This window comes from Acetivibrio mesophilus, assembly GCF_004102745.1.
In the GTDB taxonomy this organism is placed as follows: domain Bacteria; phylum Bacillota; class Clostridia; order Acetivibrionales; family Acetivibrionaceae; genus Hungateiclostridium; species Hungateiclostridium mesophilum.
In genome coordinates this window covers 119,037-136,411 of record NZ_RLII01000004.1, presented here as the reverse complement: position 1 = coordinate 136,411, position 17,375 = coordinate 119,037, and the positions used below count along the sequence as shown (strand labels likewise).

At 39.4% G+C, this 17,375-nt stretch carries 16 protein-coding genes; all 16 read left to right on the top strand.

Annotated elements, in window-relative coordinates:
* Positions 1-55 precede the first annotated feature (55 nt).
* The 16 genes from plsX (at position 56) to EFD62_RS05390 (ending at position 17,283) form a co-directional block, all read left to right on the top strand.
* Positions 56-1,075, top strand: coding sequence for a phosphate acyltransferase PlsX (gene plsX, locus EFD62_RS05465; RefSeq protein ID WP_128705836.1), 1,020 nt, complete (start codon positions 56-58; stop codon positions 1,073-1,075).
* Positions 1,059-2,054, top strand: coding sequence for a beta-ketoacyl-ACP synthase III (locus tag EFD62_RS05460; protein ID WP_069193546.1), 996 nt, complete (start codon positions 1,059-1,061; stop codon positions 2,052-2,054). Before plsX ends, EFD62_RS05460 begins: the two co-directional genes overlap by 17 nt.
* Before the next feature lie 54 nt (positions 2,055-2,108).
* Positions 2,109-3,044 (top strand): ACP S-malonyltransferase, encoded by a 936-nt coding sequence (fabD, locus tag EFD62_RS05455; protein ID WP_128705835.1) that lies wholly within the window; start codon positions 2,109-2,111, stop codon positions 3,042-3,044.
* Between the two features lie 41 nt (positions 3,045-3,085).
* Positions 3,086-3,829 carry a 3-oxoacyl-[acyl-carrier-protein] reductase gene (gene fabG / locus EFD62_RS05450; RefSeq protein WP_069193548.1) on the top strand — a complete coding sequence of 248 codons (744 nt, stop codon included), beginning with the start codon at positions 3,086-3,088 and terminating at the stop codon, positions 3,827-3,829.
* 87 nt (positions 3,830-3,916) lie between these two features.
* Complete coding sequence (gene acpP / locus EFD62_RS05445) at positions 3,917-4,144, top strand: acyl carrier protein (RefSeq protein ID WP_069196242.1); 228 nt, start codon at positions 3,917-3,919, stop codon at positions 4,142-4,144.
* A 135-nt stretch (positions 4,145-4,279) separates the two neighbouring features.
* A complete protein-coding gene (gene fabF / locus EFD62_RS05440) occupies positions 4,280-5,515 on the top strand; it encodes a beta-ketoacyl-ACP synthase II (RefSeq protein ID WP_069193549.1) in 1,236 nt (411 codons plus the stop codon).
* Between the two features lie 130 nt (positions 5,516-5,645).
* Complete coding sequence (rnc, locus tag EFD62_RS05435; protein ID WP_069193550.1) at positions 5,646-6,356, top strand: ribonuclease III; 711 nt, start codon at positions 5,646-5,648, stop codon at positions 6,354-6,356.
* Positions 6,357-6,403: 47 nt separating this feature from the next.
* Positions 6,404-7,420 carry an elongator complex protein 3 gene (locus EFD62_RS05430; RefSeq protein ID WP_069193551.1) on the top strand — a complete coding sequence of 339 codons (1,017 nt, stop codon included), beginning with the start codon at positions 6,404-6,406 and terminating at the stop codon, positions 7,418-7,420.
* Positions 7,421-7,573: 153 nt separating this feature from the next.
* A complete protein-coding gene (locus EFD62_RS05425) occupies positions 7,574-7,834 on the top strand; it encodes a stage V sporulation protein S (RefSeq protein WP_069193552.1) in 261 nt (86 codons plus the stop codon).
* Between the two features lie 144 nt (positions 7,835-7,978).
* Positions 7,979-8,989, top strand: coding sequence for a 4-hydroxythreonine-4-phosphate dehydrogenase PdxA (pdxA, locus tag EFD62_RS05420; protein WP_069193553.1), 1,011 nt, complete (start codon positions 7,979-7,981; stop codon positions 8,987-8,989).
* A 133-nt stretch (positions 8,990-9,122) separates the two neighbouring features.
* Positions 9,123-12,695, top strand: a complete 3,573-nt coding sequence (gene smc, locus EFD62_RS05415) for a chromosome segregation protein SMC (protein WP_069193554.1) — start codon at positions 9,123-9,125, stop codon at positions 12,693-12,695.
* Between the two features lie 36 nt (positions 12,696-12,731).
* Positions 12,732-13,640, top strand: a complete 909-nt coding sequence (ftsY, locus tag EFD62_RS05410) for a signal recognition particle-docking protein FtsY (RefSeq protein WP_069193555.1) — start codon at positions 12,732-12,734, stop codon at positions 13,638-13,640.
* Between the two features lie 28 nt (positions 13,641-13,668).
* Positions 13,669-14,328: a YdcF family protein gene (locus EFD62_RS05405; protein WP_235832570.1), complete on the top strand. Its 660-nt coding sequence runs from the start codon at positions 13,669-13,671 to the stop codon at positions 14,326-14,328.
* A gap of 132 nt (positions 14,329-14,460) precedes the next feature.
* The gene (locus EFD62_RS05400) at positions 14,461-15,171 is read left to right on the top strand and encodes a DUF7852 domain-containing protein (RefSeq protein ID WP_069193557.1); all 711 of its coding nucleotides are present in this window, start codon (positions 14,461-14,463) and stop codon (positions 15,169-15,171) included.
* 160 nt (positions 15,172-15,331) lie between these two features.
* Positions 15,332-16,123: a CsxC family protein gene (locus tag EFD62_RS05395; protein ID WP_069193558.1), complete on the top strand. Its 792-nt coding sequence runs from the start codon at positions 15,332-15,334 to the stop codon at positions 16,121-16,123.
* A 170-nt stretch (positions 16,124-16,293) separates the two neighbouring features.
* Positions 16,294-17,283 carry a diaminopimelate dehydrogenase gene (locus EFD62_RS05390; protein ID WP_069193559.1) on the top strand — a complete coding sequence of 330 codons (990 nt, stop codon included), beginning with the start codon at positions 16,294-16,296 and terminating at the stop codon, positions 17,281-17,283.
* Positions 17,284-17,375: the final 92 nt, after the last annotated feature.

The window sequence follows — 17,375 nt, the reverse complement described above, 5'->3', positions numbered from 1 at the left end:
GTAGTAACTTAGTGAAGAGAATTTATATGACTATTGGTTGTAGGAGTGAATATTTTTGATTATATTGGTTGATGCAATGGGTGGAGATAATGCGCCCGATGCTATTGTAAATGGATGTTTGGATGCTATTTCTGAGGCTCAAGGCTTTGAAGTATTGCTTATAGGTGACGAGGAGAGAATCCGGGAAATATTAAACAAGAGAAGCTATGATGAGTCTCGAGTGAAGATTCATCATGCCACTGAGGTTATCACCGTAGAAGATACACCTACAAAGGCAATCAGATCTAAGAAGGATTCTTCCATGGTAGTAGGCTTCAAGCTTTTGAAGGAGAAAAAAGGAGATATATTTCTATCTTGCGGCAACAGCGGAGCACTTATGGCAGGTGCACTGTTTATACTCGGGAGAATAAAAGGGGTCGATAGGCCTGCAATTGCAGCAATAGTACCTACTAAGTCCGGGAAAGGTCTCATTATTGATGCGGGACTGAATACCGTTTGCAAGCCTGTTAATTATCAACAGTTTGGCGTTATGGGTTCGATTTATATGAAAGAGATGCAAGGTATTGACAATCCGAAGATTGGTTTGCTAAACATTGGAGCTGAGGTAGGAAAGGGAAATGAGACGCTGAAACATGCGTATTCGCTTCTTTCAGAATCAAATATTAATTTTGTGGGAAATGTTGAGGGAAATGATGTGCCTTTAGGCAAAGTTGATGTCGTTGTTTGCGATGGGTTTACAGGAAATGTATTGCTTAAATTCTATGAAGGTGCCGGTTCGTATTTTTTCAAACTGATAAAGGAAATTTTGTATAAGAACTTAAAAACAAAGTTGGCGGCCCTAATGATAAAGAAAGACATGAAAGTAATAAAAATGATTATGGATGCTGATGAAAACGGGGGCGCTCCAATATTAGGTGTCGATGGTCTTGTGTTGAAAAGTCATGGAAGCTCAAATGCAAAAACTATCAAAAATGTAATTATTAAGGCAAGCAAGTTCGCAGAGACGAAGGTATTGGATAAAATAAGGCAAGAGTTTGTTAATATGGAGGTTGAGGATATTGAACAGGACTTATAATTGTGGAATTTTAGGATTGGGAAGTTGCCTTCCGGAAAAGGTGATTACAAATAGTGACCTGGAAAAAATGGTAGATACATCGGATGAATGGATTACTAAGAGAACCGGAATATCAGAAAGAAGAATATTGGATGAGGATATACCGACGCATAAGCTGGGAGTGGAGGCTGCAAAAAAGGCTCTGGCCGATGCAGGGCTGAAAGCAGAAGATCTGGATTTGATAATTGTGACTACAGAGACGCCCGATTATCTTTCTCCATCCATGTCCTGTCTTATTCAAAGCGAGATTGGAGCAACCAAGGCAGCTGCCTTTGATCTTAACGCAGCATGCTCAGGATTCATTTATGGGATGTCTGTAGCCAATCAGTTTATTAAATCGGGATTTTACAAATATGTATTAATTATTGGCTGTGAGGGACTTTCGAAAGTAACCGATTGGAAAGACAGAAATACTTGTGTGCTCTTTGGCGATGGAGCAGGAGCGGTACTGTTCGGACCGGTGGAGGAGGACTATGGAATAATTACAACCTATACAGGAGCTGCAGGTGAGTTGGGTAAAAATATCACCATACCCTGTTGCTTTATTGGTCCCCAGGATATTGAAGTGAGAACAGGAGAAAATAAAAGGACGCTGTGGATGGATGGCGGCGAGGTTTTCAAATTTGCAGTAAAGATAATGGAGCATGCGGCAAAAAAAGTACTGGAAGATTCAGGCCTAACTATGGATGATATAAAGATGATTGTACCTCACCAGGCAAATATTAGAATTTTAGAAGGTGCAGCAAAGAGACTCAATATACCAAATGATAAGGTGTTTTCAAATCTTTATAAGTACGGTAATATTTCGTCTGCATCCATACCTGTGGGATTGGATGAGGCATATAGAGAAAAGATTTTTTCAAAGGGAGATAGTATTATTTTAGTTGGTTTTGGTGGCGGCCTTACTTGGGGTTCAGCCATAATTAAATGGAATAAATAACTCATAGTACAATTAAGCAGTAAATACTTTGTTTTTAATACTGGAGGGAGAGATATGGGAAAACTAGCATTTTTGTTTTCCGGACAGGGAGCACAATATGTAGGAATGGGCAAACAAATAGCTGATGAGTATAAATCTGCTGATGCTATATTTGATGAGGCCTCGGAAGCTTTAGGCTTTGATGTGAAGAAGATGGTTTTTGAAGGTGATGACGAAACCCTCAAGATAACCGAGAACACTCAGCCCACTATTTTGACAACAAGCGTGGCTTTGCTTCAGCCTCTTTTAGAGAAGGGCATAAAGCCCGATGTTGTGGCAGGATTAAGTCTTGGAGAATATTCAGCCCATGTTGCGGCAGGTACAATGACTTTTAAGGATGCTGTATCGTTGGTGAGAAAAAGAGGTAAATTCATGCAAGAAGCAGTGCCTGTTGGAGTGGGTACTATGGCAGCTATACTGGGACTTGACAGCCAAGCAGTGAAGGAATGCTGCAAAAAGGCATCGTCGGAAGGAATTGTAGAGCCTGCAAACTTTAACTGCCCTGGTCAAATAACTGTTGCGGGAGAGATAAAGGCTGTAGAAAAGGCTGTGGAGATTGCAAAAGAGATGGGAGCAAAAAGAGCAATGCTTCTTGCGGTAAGTGCCCCATTCCACTGCAGCATGCTAAAACCGGCAGGAGATAAGCTTGAAGTGGAGCTTGAAAAAGTGAGCCTCAATGACATGCAGGTACCTGTAGTAACAAATGTAACTGCAGAATATATTTTAGATAGTTCCAAGGTTAAGGAACTTCTGGTAAGGCAGGTAAGCAGCTCCGTATTGTTTGAAGATTCTATTAAAAATATGATTGAAGATGGTGTGGATACTTTTGTCGAGATAGGTCCAGGCGAAGTATTAAGCGGTTTTGTTAAGAAGATCAACAAGGAAATGAAAACTCTCAATGTTGAGGATATTGAATCTCTTAATAAAACACTGCAGGAACTTGGAGCTTGATAGAATAAAGGTGCTTATAACGGCAATGAGAGGTGAATAGTATGCAATTGAAGGGGAAAACTGCAATTATAACCGGTGCAGGCAGAGGTATTGGGAAAGCTATTGCATTAAAACTGGGTAATATGGGGGCAAATATTGTTCTTAACGGTACACCCGCTTCAGACAGCGTTGATGCGACTGCGGAGGAATTTAAAGCTGCCGGAATAAATGTTGTTATTACAAAAGGGGATGTAAGTAACCCTGAAGATGTTGAGAATATGGTTAAAACAGCAGTGGATACTTTCGGAAGAGTTGATATACTTGTAAATAACGCGGGTATAACCAGAGATATGCTTATGCTGAAAATGTCTGAAAAGGATTGGGACGATGTTTTAGATATTAATTTAAAAGGTGCCTTTCTTTGTACAAAAGCTGTTTCAAAAATCATGTTAAAGCAAAAAAGTGGTAAAATTATAAATATTACCTCTGTTGCAGGTGTTATGGGTAACGCGGGCCAGGCTAATTATTCCGCATCTAAAGCAGGTTTGATAGGTCTTACAAAGTCAACTGCAAAGGAATTTGCTTCAAAGGGGATTTGCTGTAATGCTGTGGCGCCGGGTATAATCATAACCTCCATGACCGATGTTTTACCTGACAAAGTGAAGGAAAATTATTTGAATAACATACCGCTAAAAAGGTTTGGGACGCCTGAAGAAGTGGCAAATGTTATTGGTTTTCTTGCATCTGATGATTCAAATTATATAACAGGTCAGGTAATAAATATTGACGGCGGACTGGTAATGTAATAATATCTTATTGTAGCACTATTTGGTCAAAATCAATAGAGTTTACATTAAGAATCAACCAAAACCCCCTGTGGAAGGAGGTGAATGATAGTGTTCGAAAAGGTAAAGAAGATTATTGCAGAGCAGTTAGGTGTTGAAGAAGATGAGATAGCAATGGAATCATCTTTTATAGACGATCTAGGTGCGGACTCACTTGATATTGTTGAATTGATAATGGCTCTTGAAGAGGAGTTTGACCTCGAAATCCCTGATAGCGAGGCTGAAAAGATTTCAACAGTAGGCGATGTTGTTGAGTACATTAAGAATAATTCATAAAAAAGTCCCTGCAAAAGGGACTTTTTTATGATAAACCGATAGTTATTGAGAATTGAGAAAAAATAACTGTTAATTATCATATAAATAGTTAACTTTGTATATATGAATGCAAGTATTAATACAGGAGGTTTAACAATGAAGAAAAGAGTAGTTGTTACAGGTCTGGGAGTTATATCTGCATTGGGAACGGATATTAATGAGTTCTGGAACGCGATAAAAGAAGGTAAATGTGGAATATCCTCAGTAACCAAGTTCGATGTATCAAATATGACTACAAAGGTTGCAGCTGAAATAAAGGATTTTGACGCTACCAAGTTTATTGATAGAAAAGAAGCAAAAAGGATGGACACTTATTGCCAGTATGCAATGGCTGCTTCTAAAATGGCTGTAGAAATGTCAGGTCTTGACCTTGAAAAGATAGACAAAGATAGGTTCGGAGTAGTTGTAGGTTCGGGAATAGGCGGGATAAGCACATTTGAAGAACAGTTAAGGGTCTTTATGGAGAAGGGTCCTGGCAGAGTAAGCCCGTTCTTTATTCCTATGATGATTTCAAATATGGCAGCTGGGCAGATTGCCATACAGTTTGGAGCAAAAGGCTTTAACGAGTGTGTTGTAACTGCGTGTGCAACATCAACAAATGCCATTGGCGATGCCTTCAAAGTTATTCAGCGGGGAGATGCTGATATCATGATTACCGGAGGAGCGGAGGCTTCCATAACGCCTTTATCCTTTGCCGGTTTCTGTTCAATGAAAGCTATGTCCACAACAGAGGACCCGGCTCTTGCCTGCAGGCCGTTTGATGCCGAAAGGAATGGATTTGTTATGGGAGAAGGCGCTGGTATCCTCGTAATAGAAGAGCTGGATCATGCAATAAAGAGAGGAGCAAATATCCTTGCTGAGATTGTAGGATATGGATCTACAAATGATGCATATCATATTACAGCTCCGGCTCCTGAGGGCGAAGGTGGAGCAAGATGCATGAGATTGGCTATAAATGATGCCGGATTAAATCCTGAAGATATAGGTTATATTAATGCACACGGTACATCTACCGAATACAATGACAAGTTTGAAACTGTGTCTATAAAGACTGTATTTGGAGACCATGCAAAGAAGCTCGCTGTTAGTTCTACCAAGTCAATGACAGGGCATCTTCTTGGTGCGGCTGGTGCAGTTGAGGCTATTATTACCATCCTTGCATTGAGGGATAGTTTCTTGCCTCCAACAATCAATTACAGGACACCAGATCCGGAATGTGACCTTGACTACGTACCAAACCAAGGAAGAAGTGCCGAAATAACCTATGCATTGTCAAACTCTCTGGGATTCGGCGGTCACAATGCAACTATCGCGCTAAAGAAATACTGTTAATAAATTCAATTTGATTACAAAGACCTATTTGGGGGAACGGTTTATTCCGTTCCCCTAAAGTTGTAAAGTATTATAATATATTTTTTCATCGAGAAATGTATATTATTGCCTTTGAAGGATGGGAGGAACGATGTTTAATTTAGACAGTTTTATGGGCAAGATAAATGAACTGGAAGGAGTAATTGATTATTGCTTTGAGGACAAGATGAAGCTTGTATTGGCCTTGACTCACAGTTCCTATGCCAACGAATGCAAGGATGAAAAGATATCAAGCAATGAAAGGCTTGAATTTTTGGGTGATACGGTTTTAAACATGGTTGTCAGTGAGTACATTTTTACAAACTGTTCATACTTGGCAGAAGGAGAAATGACAAAGTTCAGAGCCAATGTGGTATGTGAACGTACTTTGGCAGAGTGTGCACAAAACATAAGCATTGGGAAATACCTCCTTCTTGGAAAGGGTGAGGAAAACACCGGTGGAAGGACAAGGGTCTCCATACTTTCCGATGCCGTTGAGGCTCTAATAGGAGCTATATACATAGACGGTGGCTTGGAGAGTGCAAGAGCCTTTATACTAAAACAACTGGGCAAATCAATAAATGAATCTATTCAAGGGACAATTTTTATGGATTATAAGACCCAGCTTCAGGAAATTATTCAGAAAACCAATGACCATAAGATCGCATATGAGATAATTGAAGAAAAAGGGCCTGACCATAGTAAAGTGTTTGTTGCACAGGTAAAGGTAGATGAAAAGGTAGTAGGAGTAGGAGAAGGCCGAACAAAGAAGGAAGCAGAGCAAATGGCTGCAAAGTCTTCTTTAAAGAATATTAATGCATAAAAGATTCGGATTTAAAATTAATAAAAAATGATTTAAGAGGGAAAATAATGGCTTCTAAGCATATTGTTATACCTATTTTTGTTCCCCATAAAGGATGTCCCTTTGACTGCATATTTTGCAATCAGAAAAATATAAGCGGTCAAAAAGATGATATGACCGAAGACAAGATGATATCGATTATTGAGTCCCATATCCGGTCTGCCTGCGAAGATGCATACATCGAGATAGGCTTTTATGGAGGAAGCTTTACAGGTATAGATAGAGAAGAACAATATAGATATCTGGAGACGGCCAATAGATATATAAAAAAAGGCAGGGTTAAAGGTATACGACTTTCTACCCGGCCGGACTATATAACTAAAGATATTCTTGGTTATTTAAAGGAATATTCTGTTAGTACAATAGAACTGGGAGTACAAAGCCTTGATAATGAAGTTCTTCAAAAAAGTTGCAGGGGGCATAGTGTTGAAGATGTTTACAATGCCTCAGCTCTTATTAAGGAAATGGGCTTTATTCTTGGAATACAGACGATGATAGGACTTCCGGGGGACAGCAGAGAGAAGGCTCTTCAAACTGCAAAAAAAGTTGTTAATATAAGTCCTGATATTTTAAGGATTTATCCCACACTGGTAGTTCGGGATACCTATCTTGAAAAAATGTATACTGAAGGCCAGTACACTCCTTTAGAGCTTGATGAAGCAGTTGAACTTTGTGCCGAGCTGCTTTATGTTTATGAAAAGAACAATATAAATGTGATAAGAATAGGCCTTCAGCCCACCGAAAGCATAAACGAGGGTGGGGACGTGATAGCTGGGCCCTTTCATCCTGCATTCAGGCAATTGGTGGAATCAAGAATGGCTCTTGATACTATTGAAAGAGCAATTATAGAAAAAAATCTGTCGAATAAAAGCAGTCTGGTAATTTGCACCGGCAAAAAAGAGATATCGAATGTCATAGGTCAGGGGAGAAAAAATGTAGAATATTTGAGAAAAAAGTACAAGTATGATAAAATAATTGTCATAGAATGTAATGGTGGACATGAACTTTATGATATAAAATATTAATTTTATAATATTGTTTGTTACTTTGGATTGTTATAAAATAGTATTAAGCTAGAATTTATCTAACGTTGGTTATCATATATTTAAAGAGAGAACCAAGTTTGTTTTATTTTATTTAATTTATATAAGTTATATTTTATCGAGGAGGAAAAGTGTATGGAAGTATTAAAGGTATCAGCTCAATCGCAGCCGAAGATGGTCGCTGGAGCATTGGCAGCAATTCTTAGAGGTAAATCGACAGCAGAAATTCAAGCAGTGGGGGCAGCAGCGGTAAATCAAGCTATTAAAGCAATAGCAATCACAAGAGGGTTTGTGGCACCAAATGGTATAGACATCATTACAGTTCCAGCTTTTTCATCTATTAGTATCGATGGGGAGGAAAGGACTGCGATTAAGTTCTTGGTCGAACCTAGATAATTTTATTACATAATTATTGTTTTGAGGCTGTTCTAATATAGGACAGCTTTTTTAATTTGGTTTTTTGAGATAAAATCTAATTATAGGTTTTGAGGCATAAATATATAAAAAATCTTATTGGGAAAAGGACAGGAGGAAAAACATGTGGATAAGCCGACAGTAGGAATACCTCTTGGAGATATTGCGGGTATAGGGCCGGAGATAGTGGTAAAGGCACTAAAGGATAAAAACATTTACCGTTCCCTTACGCCTGTTGTTATAGGAGCTAGGGACGCAGTTCGGCAGGCATTGGAGATTTGCGAGCTTGACAGTCGAATAAATGTTATAGATGAAAATCTTGGTGGTATGGTGTCGGATTGCAGTACGATTAATCTAATTGACACTGGAGATATTGATATGTCCGGTATCAAAATGGGACAGGTCCAGGAGCAATGTGGTAGAGCTGCCTTCGATTATATAAAACGAACTGTTAAGCTTGCTATGGATGGAAGAATAGATGCTGTGGCAACGACACCCATAAACAAAGAATCCTTGAAAATGGCAGGAGTAGATTATATCGGACATACGGAAATTCTGGCAGGACTTACCGATACCAAGGATCCTTTGACTATGTTTGAGGTGCAAAACTTAAGAATATTTTTCCTAAGCCGTCATGTGTCTTTAAGGCAGGCATGCGATCTTGTTACAAAGGAAAGAGTACTGGACTATATTGAAAGATGTACCACAGCATTAAGGCTCCTGGGTATCAATGAGGGAACAATGGCAGTGGCTGGGCTTAATCCCCACAGCGGAGAACATGGACTTTTCGGCAACGAAGAGACTTATTCTGTGGTGCCGGCCGTAAAGGAAGCAGCTTTGCGAGGATACAGTGTCGAGGGTCCAATTGGTGCTGACTCGGTGTTTTATCTTGCAAATATAGGTAGGTATAACTCGGTACTCTCCCTGTACCATGATCAGGGGCATATTGCTGCCAAAACCCTGGATTTTGAGAAGACAATTGCAGTTACTATAGGACTTCCTTTTTTAAGGACGTCTGTTGATCATGGCACAGCCTTCGATATTGCCGGGACAGGAAAAGCCAGCGCCGTAAGCATGGTAGAGGCTTTACTTGTGGCCGGAAAATATGCCCGAAGCTATAAAAATAATATTTCGTAAAATAATGGTTTTGGCTTGCCGGAAATATTAATCTGAGATAATATTGCTGTGTTGATTATATAAAAAATTATGTTAGAATAATTAATGTATAAAAATTTGAGGTTTTTATTCTAAAATTACCGAGGTGTTTTATTTGCATCTAAAAAGACTTGAAATTCAAGGCTTTAAATCCTTTGCAGACAGGATTCAACTTGATTTTAATTCCGGCATTACTGCGGTGGTGGGACCAAACGGAAGCGGTAAAAGCAACATTTCCGATGCAATAAGGTGGGTACTTGGAGAACAGAGTGCCAAAACCTTAAGAGGCGGGAAGATGGAGGATGTTATATTTGCGGGTACCGAACACAGAAAGCCTTTAGGCTTTGCTGAGGTTTCCCTTACCTTTGACAACTCTGATGCCATGCTTCCTATTGATTTTAGTGAGGTTACCGTAACCAGGCGCGTGTACCGCTCTGGAGAAAGTGAGTATATGATAAACAAGACCCAATGCCGTCTCAAGGATATTTATGAGCTGTTCCTTGATACCGGGGTTGGTAAGGACGGTTATTCCATAATCGGACAAGGTAGAGTTGATGAAATACTCAGCACAAAATCCGAAGAGAGAAGGAATATTTTTGAAGAGGCATCCGGGATTATGAAGTACAAGGTCAGAAAGCTCGAGGCGGAGAGAAAGCTGGAAATGACAAAGCAGAATCTTCTTAGAATAAATGACATTATTACAGAGCTTGAGAACCAGCTGGAGCCATTAAGAGAGCAATCCGAGGTGGCAAAAAAATATCTGAACTTAAGGGATACCTTGAAGGAGCTAGAGGTAAATGTATATATAGAAAATATTACCAAATTCAAGGAGAAGATAAAGGAGTTCGAAGACAACTATGTTTCAATAAAGGACAATATAGACAGTGAGAACAAAAAGCTGGAGGATATTACAAATCTCAATCAGAAAAATTTAAGTATTTTAAAGGATATGGAAGGCAAACTTGAGACTGCAAAACAGGAGTTTTATGCTATTGATGGAAGCCTTGAAAAATCAAATTCGGAAATAAGGCTAAATGAGGAGAAAATCAGCAATCTGTTCTCAAATATTGCACGTCTTGACGGAGAAGTAGCTGAGGTTGAGGAGAAAATCAAGGCTATATCGGAAGAAGAGGTTGCAAAGAATGACAAAATCCTTTATCTAAACGAAAGATACAATGAGTATTCCACAAAGCTCGAAGAGTATGATAAAAAGCTTCAGGCCATTATTGCCACATTGAATGACAACGAGAGATATATTGAGAACTTGAAGACTGAGATAATGGAAATGCTCGATATACAGTCGGACAAGAAGACACAGATCAACAATATAAAAAACCACATTGAGGGTATCAAAAAAAGGCAAGGGAGTATTGACGGAGAGGTATATCAGTTAACTCTTGATAAAGACAGGGAGAGCATGAAGAAGGAAGAACTGTCGGAGAGTATCTACAAGGCAAATGAACTGATTAAAAATATAAAAGAGTGCCTTGATGAATTGAATGAAAAGAGAAAGGATCTTGGCATAAAGCTGGAAGAGGAAAAGAGGAAGCAGAATCATGTCAGGTCCCAAATACAGATAATGACCTCCCGACAAAAGCTTTTAAAGGATATGGAGAGAAACCTTGAAGGCTATAACCGGAGTGTAAAGGTTATTTTGCAGGCATGCCAGCAGTCAAAAGAGTTTGGTAAGGGTATTCACGGTGCGCTGGCGCAATTGTTCACTGTTGATAAAAGGTATGAGACAGCGATTGAGATGTCACTGGGGGGAGCTTTACAGAATATTGTTACTACCAGCGAGGAAGACGCAAAAAGGGCAATAGAATATTTAAAGAGAAACAATTTGGGAAGGGCAACCTTTTTGCCTATATCTGCTGTAAAAGGGAAATATCTTGACAATAGTATTGTAAATCAGTTAAAAGGCCATGAAGGCTTTATTGGTGTTGCATCCGACCTTATTGAATGTGACGAACAGTACAGGGGAATAATTTTGAGCTTTCTCGGTAAAGTGGTGGTGGTAGAGAGTCTGGATGCCGGAATAAAGATGGCAAGAAGGTTTGGGTACAGCTTTAGAATAGTATCCCTAGACGGTGATATATTAAGTACCACCGGTTCTATGTCCGGAGGAAGCAAAGAGAAAAGAGAGTCCGGGATCTTAAGTCGAAACCGGGAGGTCTCAGAGCTGGAAGAAAGCATAGCAAAATTTAAAGCAGACGATGAGACGATTGAAAAAAGCGTTGAGAACCTAAGTAGAGAGCTGACGGATGTTATAGAGAAAATATCTCTAGAAGAAAGTAGTCTTAAGGACAATGAACTGATAAAAATTAGAGATGAGAGCCATTTGTCACAGGTTGAGGAAAATATCAAGAGAAGTCTTGCAAGAATTGATATGCTCAAGCAAGAGAAAGAGCAGCTCATAAGGCAGGAAACCGATACTTATCAAGAGCTCTCAAAATACGAAGATGAGCTGATCAAAATAGAGAACGATATTGCTCAGAAAAAAGATATAGTATCCCGGTATCAGGAGAAGAACAAAGAGGAGCAGTCGATAAGAGATGCACTGCACACCGACATTACCGACTACAAAATTTCGGTAAACTCAATTACGGAGAGCATAGAAGGTGTAAAGGAAACATTGGAAAGGCTCGTAAATGAGAAAAACGCTCTTGTAAAGGGAATAGAAAAAAAGAAAGCCGAGAAGGCCAGAAATGAACAGGAAATAAAATCCCTTGAAGAAAAAAATGAGGGATTGGGTAAGCTGATTAAGAAGTATGAAGAGGAGAAATCCGGGAAGACTTTTGAAATAGACAGGATTACGGAAGAGAAAAAGGTTCGGGAGGAAGAGTCGGCGGGTATTATAGACCAGATAACCGAAATAAACAAGAATATACTCTTGCTTCAGGAGGAATACGGCAGAATTGAGGTTAAGAAGGCTAGGCTGGAGTCCGAAATGGAGTCTATTCAAAACAGGATGTGGGACGAGTATGAGCTGACCTATACCAATGCATTGGAGCTCAAAAAGGATATTGGAAGCATAACACAGGCACAGAAGAAAATTAGCGAATTAAGAAATGAGATAAAAGAGCTCGGCCCTGTTAATGTGGCTGCTATTGAAGAGTATATAAAAACTAAAGAGCGTTTTGAATTCATGTCGGTACAGAAAAACGATATGGAGCAAGCAGAGGAAAAGCTTCACAAAGTAATAAATGAAATGGTTTCCATAATGAAGAGACAGTTTATGGAGCAGTTCAAACTGATAAATGATAATTTTAATATGGTATTTAAGGAGTTGTTTGATGGCGGAAGGGCGGAGCTAATTCTTTTAGACAAGGAGAATGTACTTGAAAGCGGTATTGAGATAGAGGTGCAACCTCCCGGAAAGAAGCTTCAGAACCTTATGCTCTTATCGGGAGGAGAAAGGGCATTTACTGCAATTGCCTTGCTTTTTGCCATCCTAAGGCTGAATCCAACGCCTTTCTGCGTACTGGATGAGATTGAAGCGGCGCTGGACGATGCAAATGTGTACAAGTTTGCTCAGTATTTAAAGAAGTATTCCAATGTAACTCAGTTTGCTGTTATTACCCACAGAAAGGGGACTATGGAAGCTGCTGATACCCTGTATGGCGTAACAATGCAGGAGCACGGTGTTTCAAAAGTGGTTTCCCTTAAGATGGGGGAAAAAGTAAGCTAAAAATATTAAGAAATTCAGATGGAGGATAAGTAAGATATGGGTTTTTTTGACAAGCTGAAAGAAGGACTAAAGAAGACAAAAAATACAATCACCGAGAGAATTGACAAGGTTTTGGTGTCTTTTGGTAAAATTGACGAGGAGTTGTTTGAGGAGCTGGAAGAAATACTTATAACTTCCGATGTAGGAATCGACACAAGTATGAAGATTATTGAAAATCTTAAAAGCAGGGTCAAGGAGACAAAAACGACGGACCCTGCCAAGGTAAAGGAGCTTCTTAAAGAAGAACTATCCCAAATTCTAAGCCAGGGAGAGTCGGAGCTAAAACTTGATACGACTCCGAGCGTCATATTGGTGGTTGGAGTAAATGGTGTTGGGAAAACCACATCCATTGGGAAAATTGCAAATCTTTTAAAGTCAAAAGGAAAAAAGGTTATTCTTGCTGCAGGGGATACATTTAGGGCTGCAGCTATAGATCAGCTTGAAATATGGTCCAACAGGGTCGGTGTAGAGATAATAAAGCATTCGGAGGGATCGGACCCGGCGGCTGTTGTTTATGATGCGGTGCAGGCAGTAAAGGCTCGAAAGGCTGATGTATTGATCTGTGATACAGCGGGAAGACTCCATACGAAGAAAAATCTCATGGAAGAGTTAAAAAAGGTATTCAGAGTAATTGACAGGGAGCTTCCTGGGGTTTCGCGAGAGGTTTTGCTTGTACTTGATGCCACTACGGGGCAGAATGCCATCTCACAGGCAAAAACTTTCGGTGAGGCAACCGACGTTACCGGAATTGTACTCACAAAGCTTGATGGAACTGCCAAGGGCGGTATAATAATTGCTGTAGCATCAGAACTGAATATTCCTGTGAAGCTTATTGGTGTAGGAGAGCAGATAGATGACCTGCAGAGATTTGATGCAAAGGAGTTTGCTGAGGCGCTCTTTTCGTAGAGAGAATATTAAGTATATGAGTTTGTTGATGGAGAAGAACATGGAAAAGGAAAAGCTGATACAGATTCTATGGGACTATCTTCACATGAACCATAGATTGGAAAAGTCGGATTGCATAGTTGTACTGGGAAGCCATGACACAAGGGTTGCCGTGAGAGGAGCAGAAGTCTTTTTGGAGGGTTTTGCTCCTCTAATTGTCTTCTCAGGAGGATATGGCAAGCTTACAAAGCATATATGGAACAGTACCGAAGCGGAAAAGTTTGCCCGGATAGCGATAAACATGGGAGTGCCGGAGGACTTCATCCTGATAGAGGATAAATCCTCAAACACAGGCGAGAATATTCTGTTTGTAAAGGATTTAATAGATATAAGGCAAATAAAAGCCGAGAAGCTTATTGTGGTCAACAAGCCATATATGGAAAGAAGGACCTATGCCGCATTTAAAAAGCTCTGGCCGGAGACTGAGGTGCTTGTTACATCTCCGCAAATGGGAATAAAGGAGTATTTGGCAGGCTATGGCAGCGGGGAGATTACGGAGGATGAAGTGATTAATGTGATGGTTGGTGACCTGCAGAGAATAAAGTTGTATCCCGAAAAAGGCTTTCAAGTACATCAGGATATCCCCAAAGAAGTATGGGATGCATACTTGAAGCTCGTTGAGATGGGATACACAAAGCATCTATGCTAAAACATTGAATACCCAAAGCACCTATGCAAAATATGAGGGGATATTTGATGGACTGGTACAAGATTAGCTATCTGCTCATATTATGAAAAAGGATATTAAGCTGTTGGTTTTTCGATTATAGGGGCATTGGTTATGAGTGCTGAGCGTGGAAATAAAGAGGTTAAGGTTGAAACGAGAACCATTACAGAAATTGAAAGTGAGCCCATTTATCCCACCGGTCGTTGTGGTCCTGTGCTTGCAAGAATTCCCGTTGTTGTTTCCCAATCAAAAGTACATATAGACATTGAATCAAAGGTCTGCTTTGACCATTCTGTTATAGACATCTACAGCCATTCAAGGAATGTATATCTAACTGAGTGCAAGCTGTTGAACTTGGGGAGCAAAAGATATGGTAAAATTTACCTGAATGGTTATGTAAGTGAAAATATAGCGTATGCCGCAAATTGCTTGAATGATAGGGGATATGAAGATAACAAAAGTACATCGGCCGACATGCTTTATAAAACATTTAAGCTACCTTTTGAATGTGTAACCAAAATTGAGTACTGCACCTGCCCTGTATTTAAAACTTCCAACAAATTTATACCCGTCGCATTGCCGGATAAGGAAAATAATCTGGAGGATTCTTATTTTACCGATGAAAGACTGTTTTGCGAATTGGACGAAGCGTCAATATGTGAGTCGAATGTGGCAAGGAAAAAAAGGTTTTCAGGGATTAATAGAGGGGAAGATATATGTGCATTTGATACCCTGACGGAGTATATGGTATTATCAATGACGTTTACACTACTGCAATGGCAGCAGGTAAGAATTCCAGGATATTACCCTAATAATCCCCAATGACATGCTATAAAAATGACATGCTATAAATCTATGACATAATTAAATTTAGCAGTAGCAGCAGCGTGGTTTACATAACACATATTAGTGTGCTCTTTCATATATTATTAGTAAGTGATATAAAAATATCACTTAAACCTATTTATATTCAGGAGGTTGCAAAATGGATAAAGAGTACACTTGTAAAGCTGGAGTAATTAAATCGGAAACTCTTACTGAATGCTCAAACGAATTTTTGACTCCAAAAGGGTTTTACGGACCATTTGTTGGAAAAATACCTGTAGTTCTTGCCGAACCCGTTATACAGATTGATGTGGAGTCGGTTATTCAGTTGGAAGAGCCTGCTTTGGAAATCAAAAGAATCAAAAAGAACCTGTTTATTAATCAGTGTAAACTAATTGACACAGGATTCGATTATGAAAGCAAATCAAAGAAAACCGGCAAACTGTTTCTTAGCGGATACGTTAGAAAAAATATTGAATATGCCACTGCTGACTGCGTTAATGAATGCAAAGGTGGAATAAGTGGGAAGATAAAACATACAACTGTAAAGGTTCCGTTTAGCTGCGTAACTAAGGTCAAATTCGATGTTCCTCCGGTAATCTGCCAGACAGGTCCTGCAAAAGAAATTGCTTCATTTACTGACAATATAAAAGGTAAAGACTTTTGCGGACAGGAAATTATCGGCAGTGATCCCTGTGAGATGGGCTTTGTGCACTCTGAGTGCTTCAATGAAAAGGTATTTTGCGAACTCGAAGAAGTAAAAATCTTTGAAGATGATATTTTGAAAGATCCTAAAGGCCTCGGGTGTGATGGCAAGGAAGAATTCATCTTCGATAAAATTATTGAAAAGATGGTCATATTTGTAAGGTTGAAGCTTTTGCAAAAGCAGCAAGTTAATATACCGGGGAAGGAAATAAGTGATCATAAGAAGATTTCAACATGTGATGAATAGAGATTTTTATGACGAAATGAGGAAGCCGTCTGGCTTCCTTTATAGTTTATAAATTCAATAAAAAAATATATAAAATCTTTATTCTCCCGATGTAGAATTAACTATAATGTGATAAAATACATAACACAATAGTTTTATGAGATACTGATTGGATGAATGGAGGAGTTACTTTGGAAAAGATAAAAATAGGTATTGTGGGATACGGCAATTTAGGCAAGAGTGCCGAGCTAGGAATAATACAGAATAAGGATATGGAGTTAGTAGGCATTTTTACAAGAAGGAACCCGGATTCAATAAAGGCATTGACTGAAGGTGTGAACGTGTATTCTATTGATAGTGCAAAAAATATGACGGATAAAATAGATGTTATGTTGCTTTGTGGCGGAAGTATGTCGGATTTGCCGGTGCAGGGACCGGAATTTGCGGAGATGTTTAATTTGGTGGATGGATTTGATACCCATAATAAAGTCCAGGAATATTTCGAATCTGTGGATGTGAAGGCAAAACAGTCAAAGAAGGTTGCTATTATAGCTTGCGGATGGGACCCGGGAATGTTCTCATTGAGCCGCTTGTTTGGAGAGGTTATCCTGCCTGAAGGAAGAACCTATACTTTTTGGGGTAAGGGTGTAAGCCAGGGCCATTCCGATGCCATTAGAAGAGTTAAGGGTGTGTTGGATGCAAGACAGTATACCATCCCGGTTGAAAGTGCTATTGAATTGGTAAGAAAGGGAGGAAACCCTGAACTTACAACGAGGGAAAAGCATATCAGGGAATGTTTTGTAGTGGCAGAAGAAGGGGCAGATAAAGAAAGAATTGAAAGAGAAATTAAAACCATGCCGGACTATTTTGCAGATTATAATACAATTGTGCATTTTATCACGGAAGAAGAATTAAAAGAAAAACATAGCGGAATTCCCCATGGAGGATTTTCAATAAGAACGGGCAAGACAGGTGTCAATAATGAAAATAACCATACTATAGAATATAGTTTGAAATTGGGTTCCAATCCGGATTTTACAGCCAATACTTTGATTGCATATGCCAGGGCTGCTTACAGACTAAACAAGGAAGGTGTTTGTGGAGCGAAAACCGTTTTTGATATTCCGCCAGCATATCTTTCACCAAAATCTGCTGAAGAGCTCAGGAAGGGTTTATTATAAAAATAATAGGGATAGACAGGGATGTGAACACTTCCCTGTCTATTTGTATTTTGGCCTCTTGGAATGAAATGAAAGAGGCAAAAGCGAAGGGA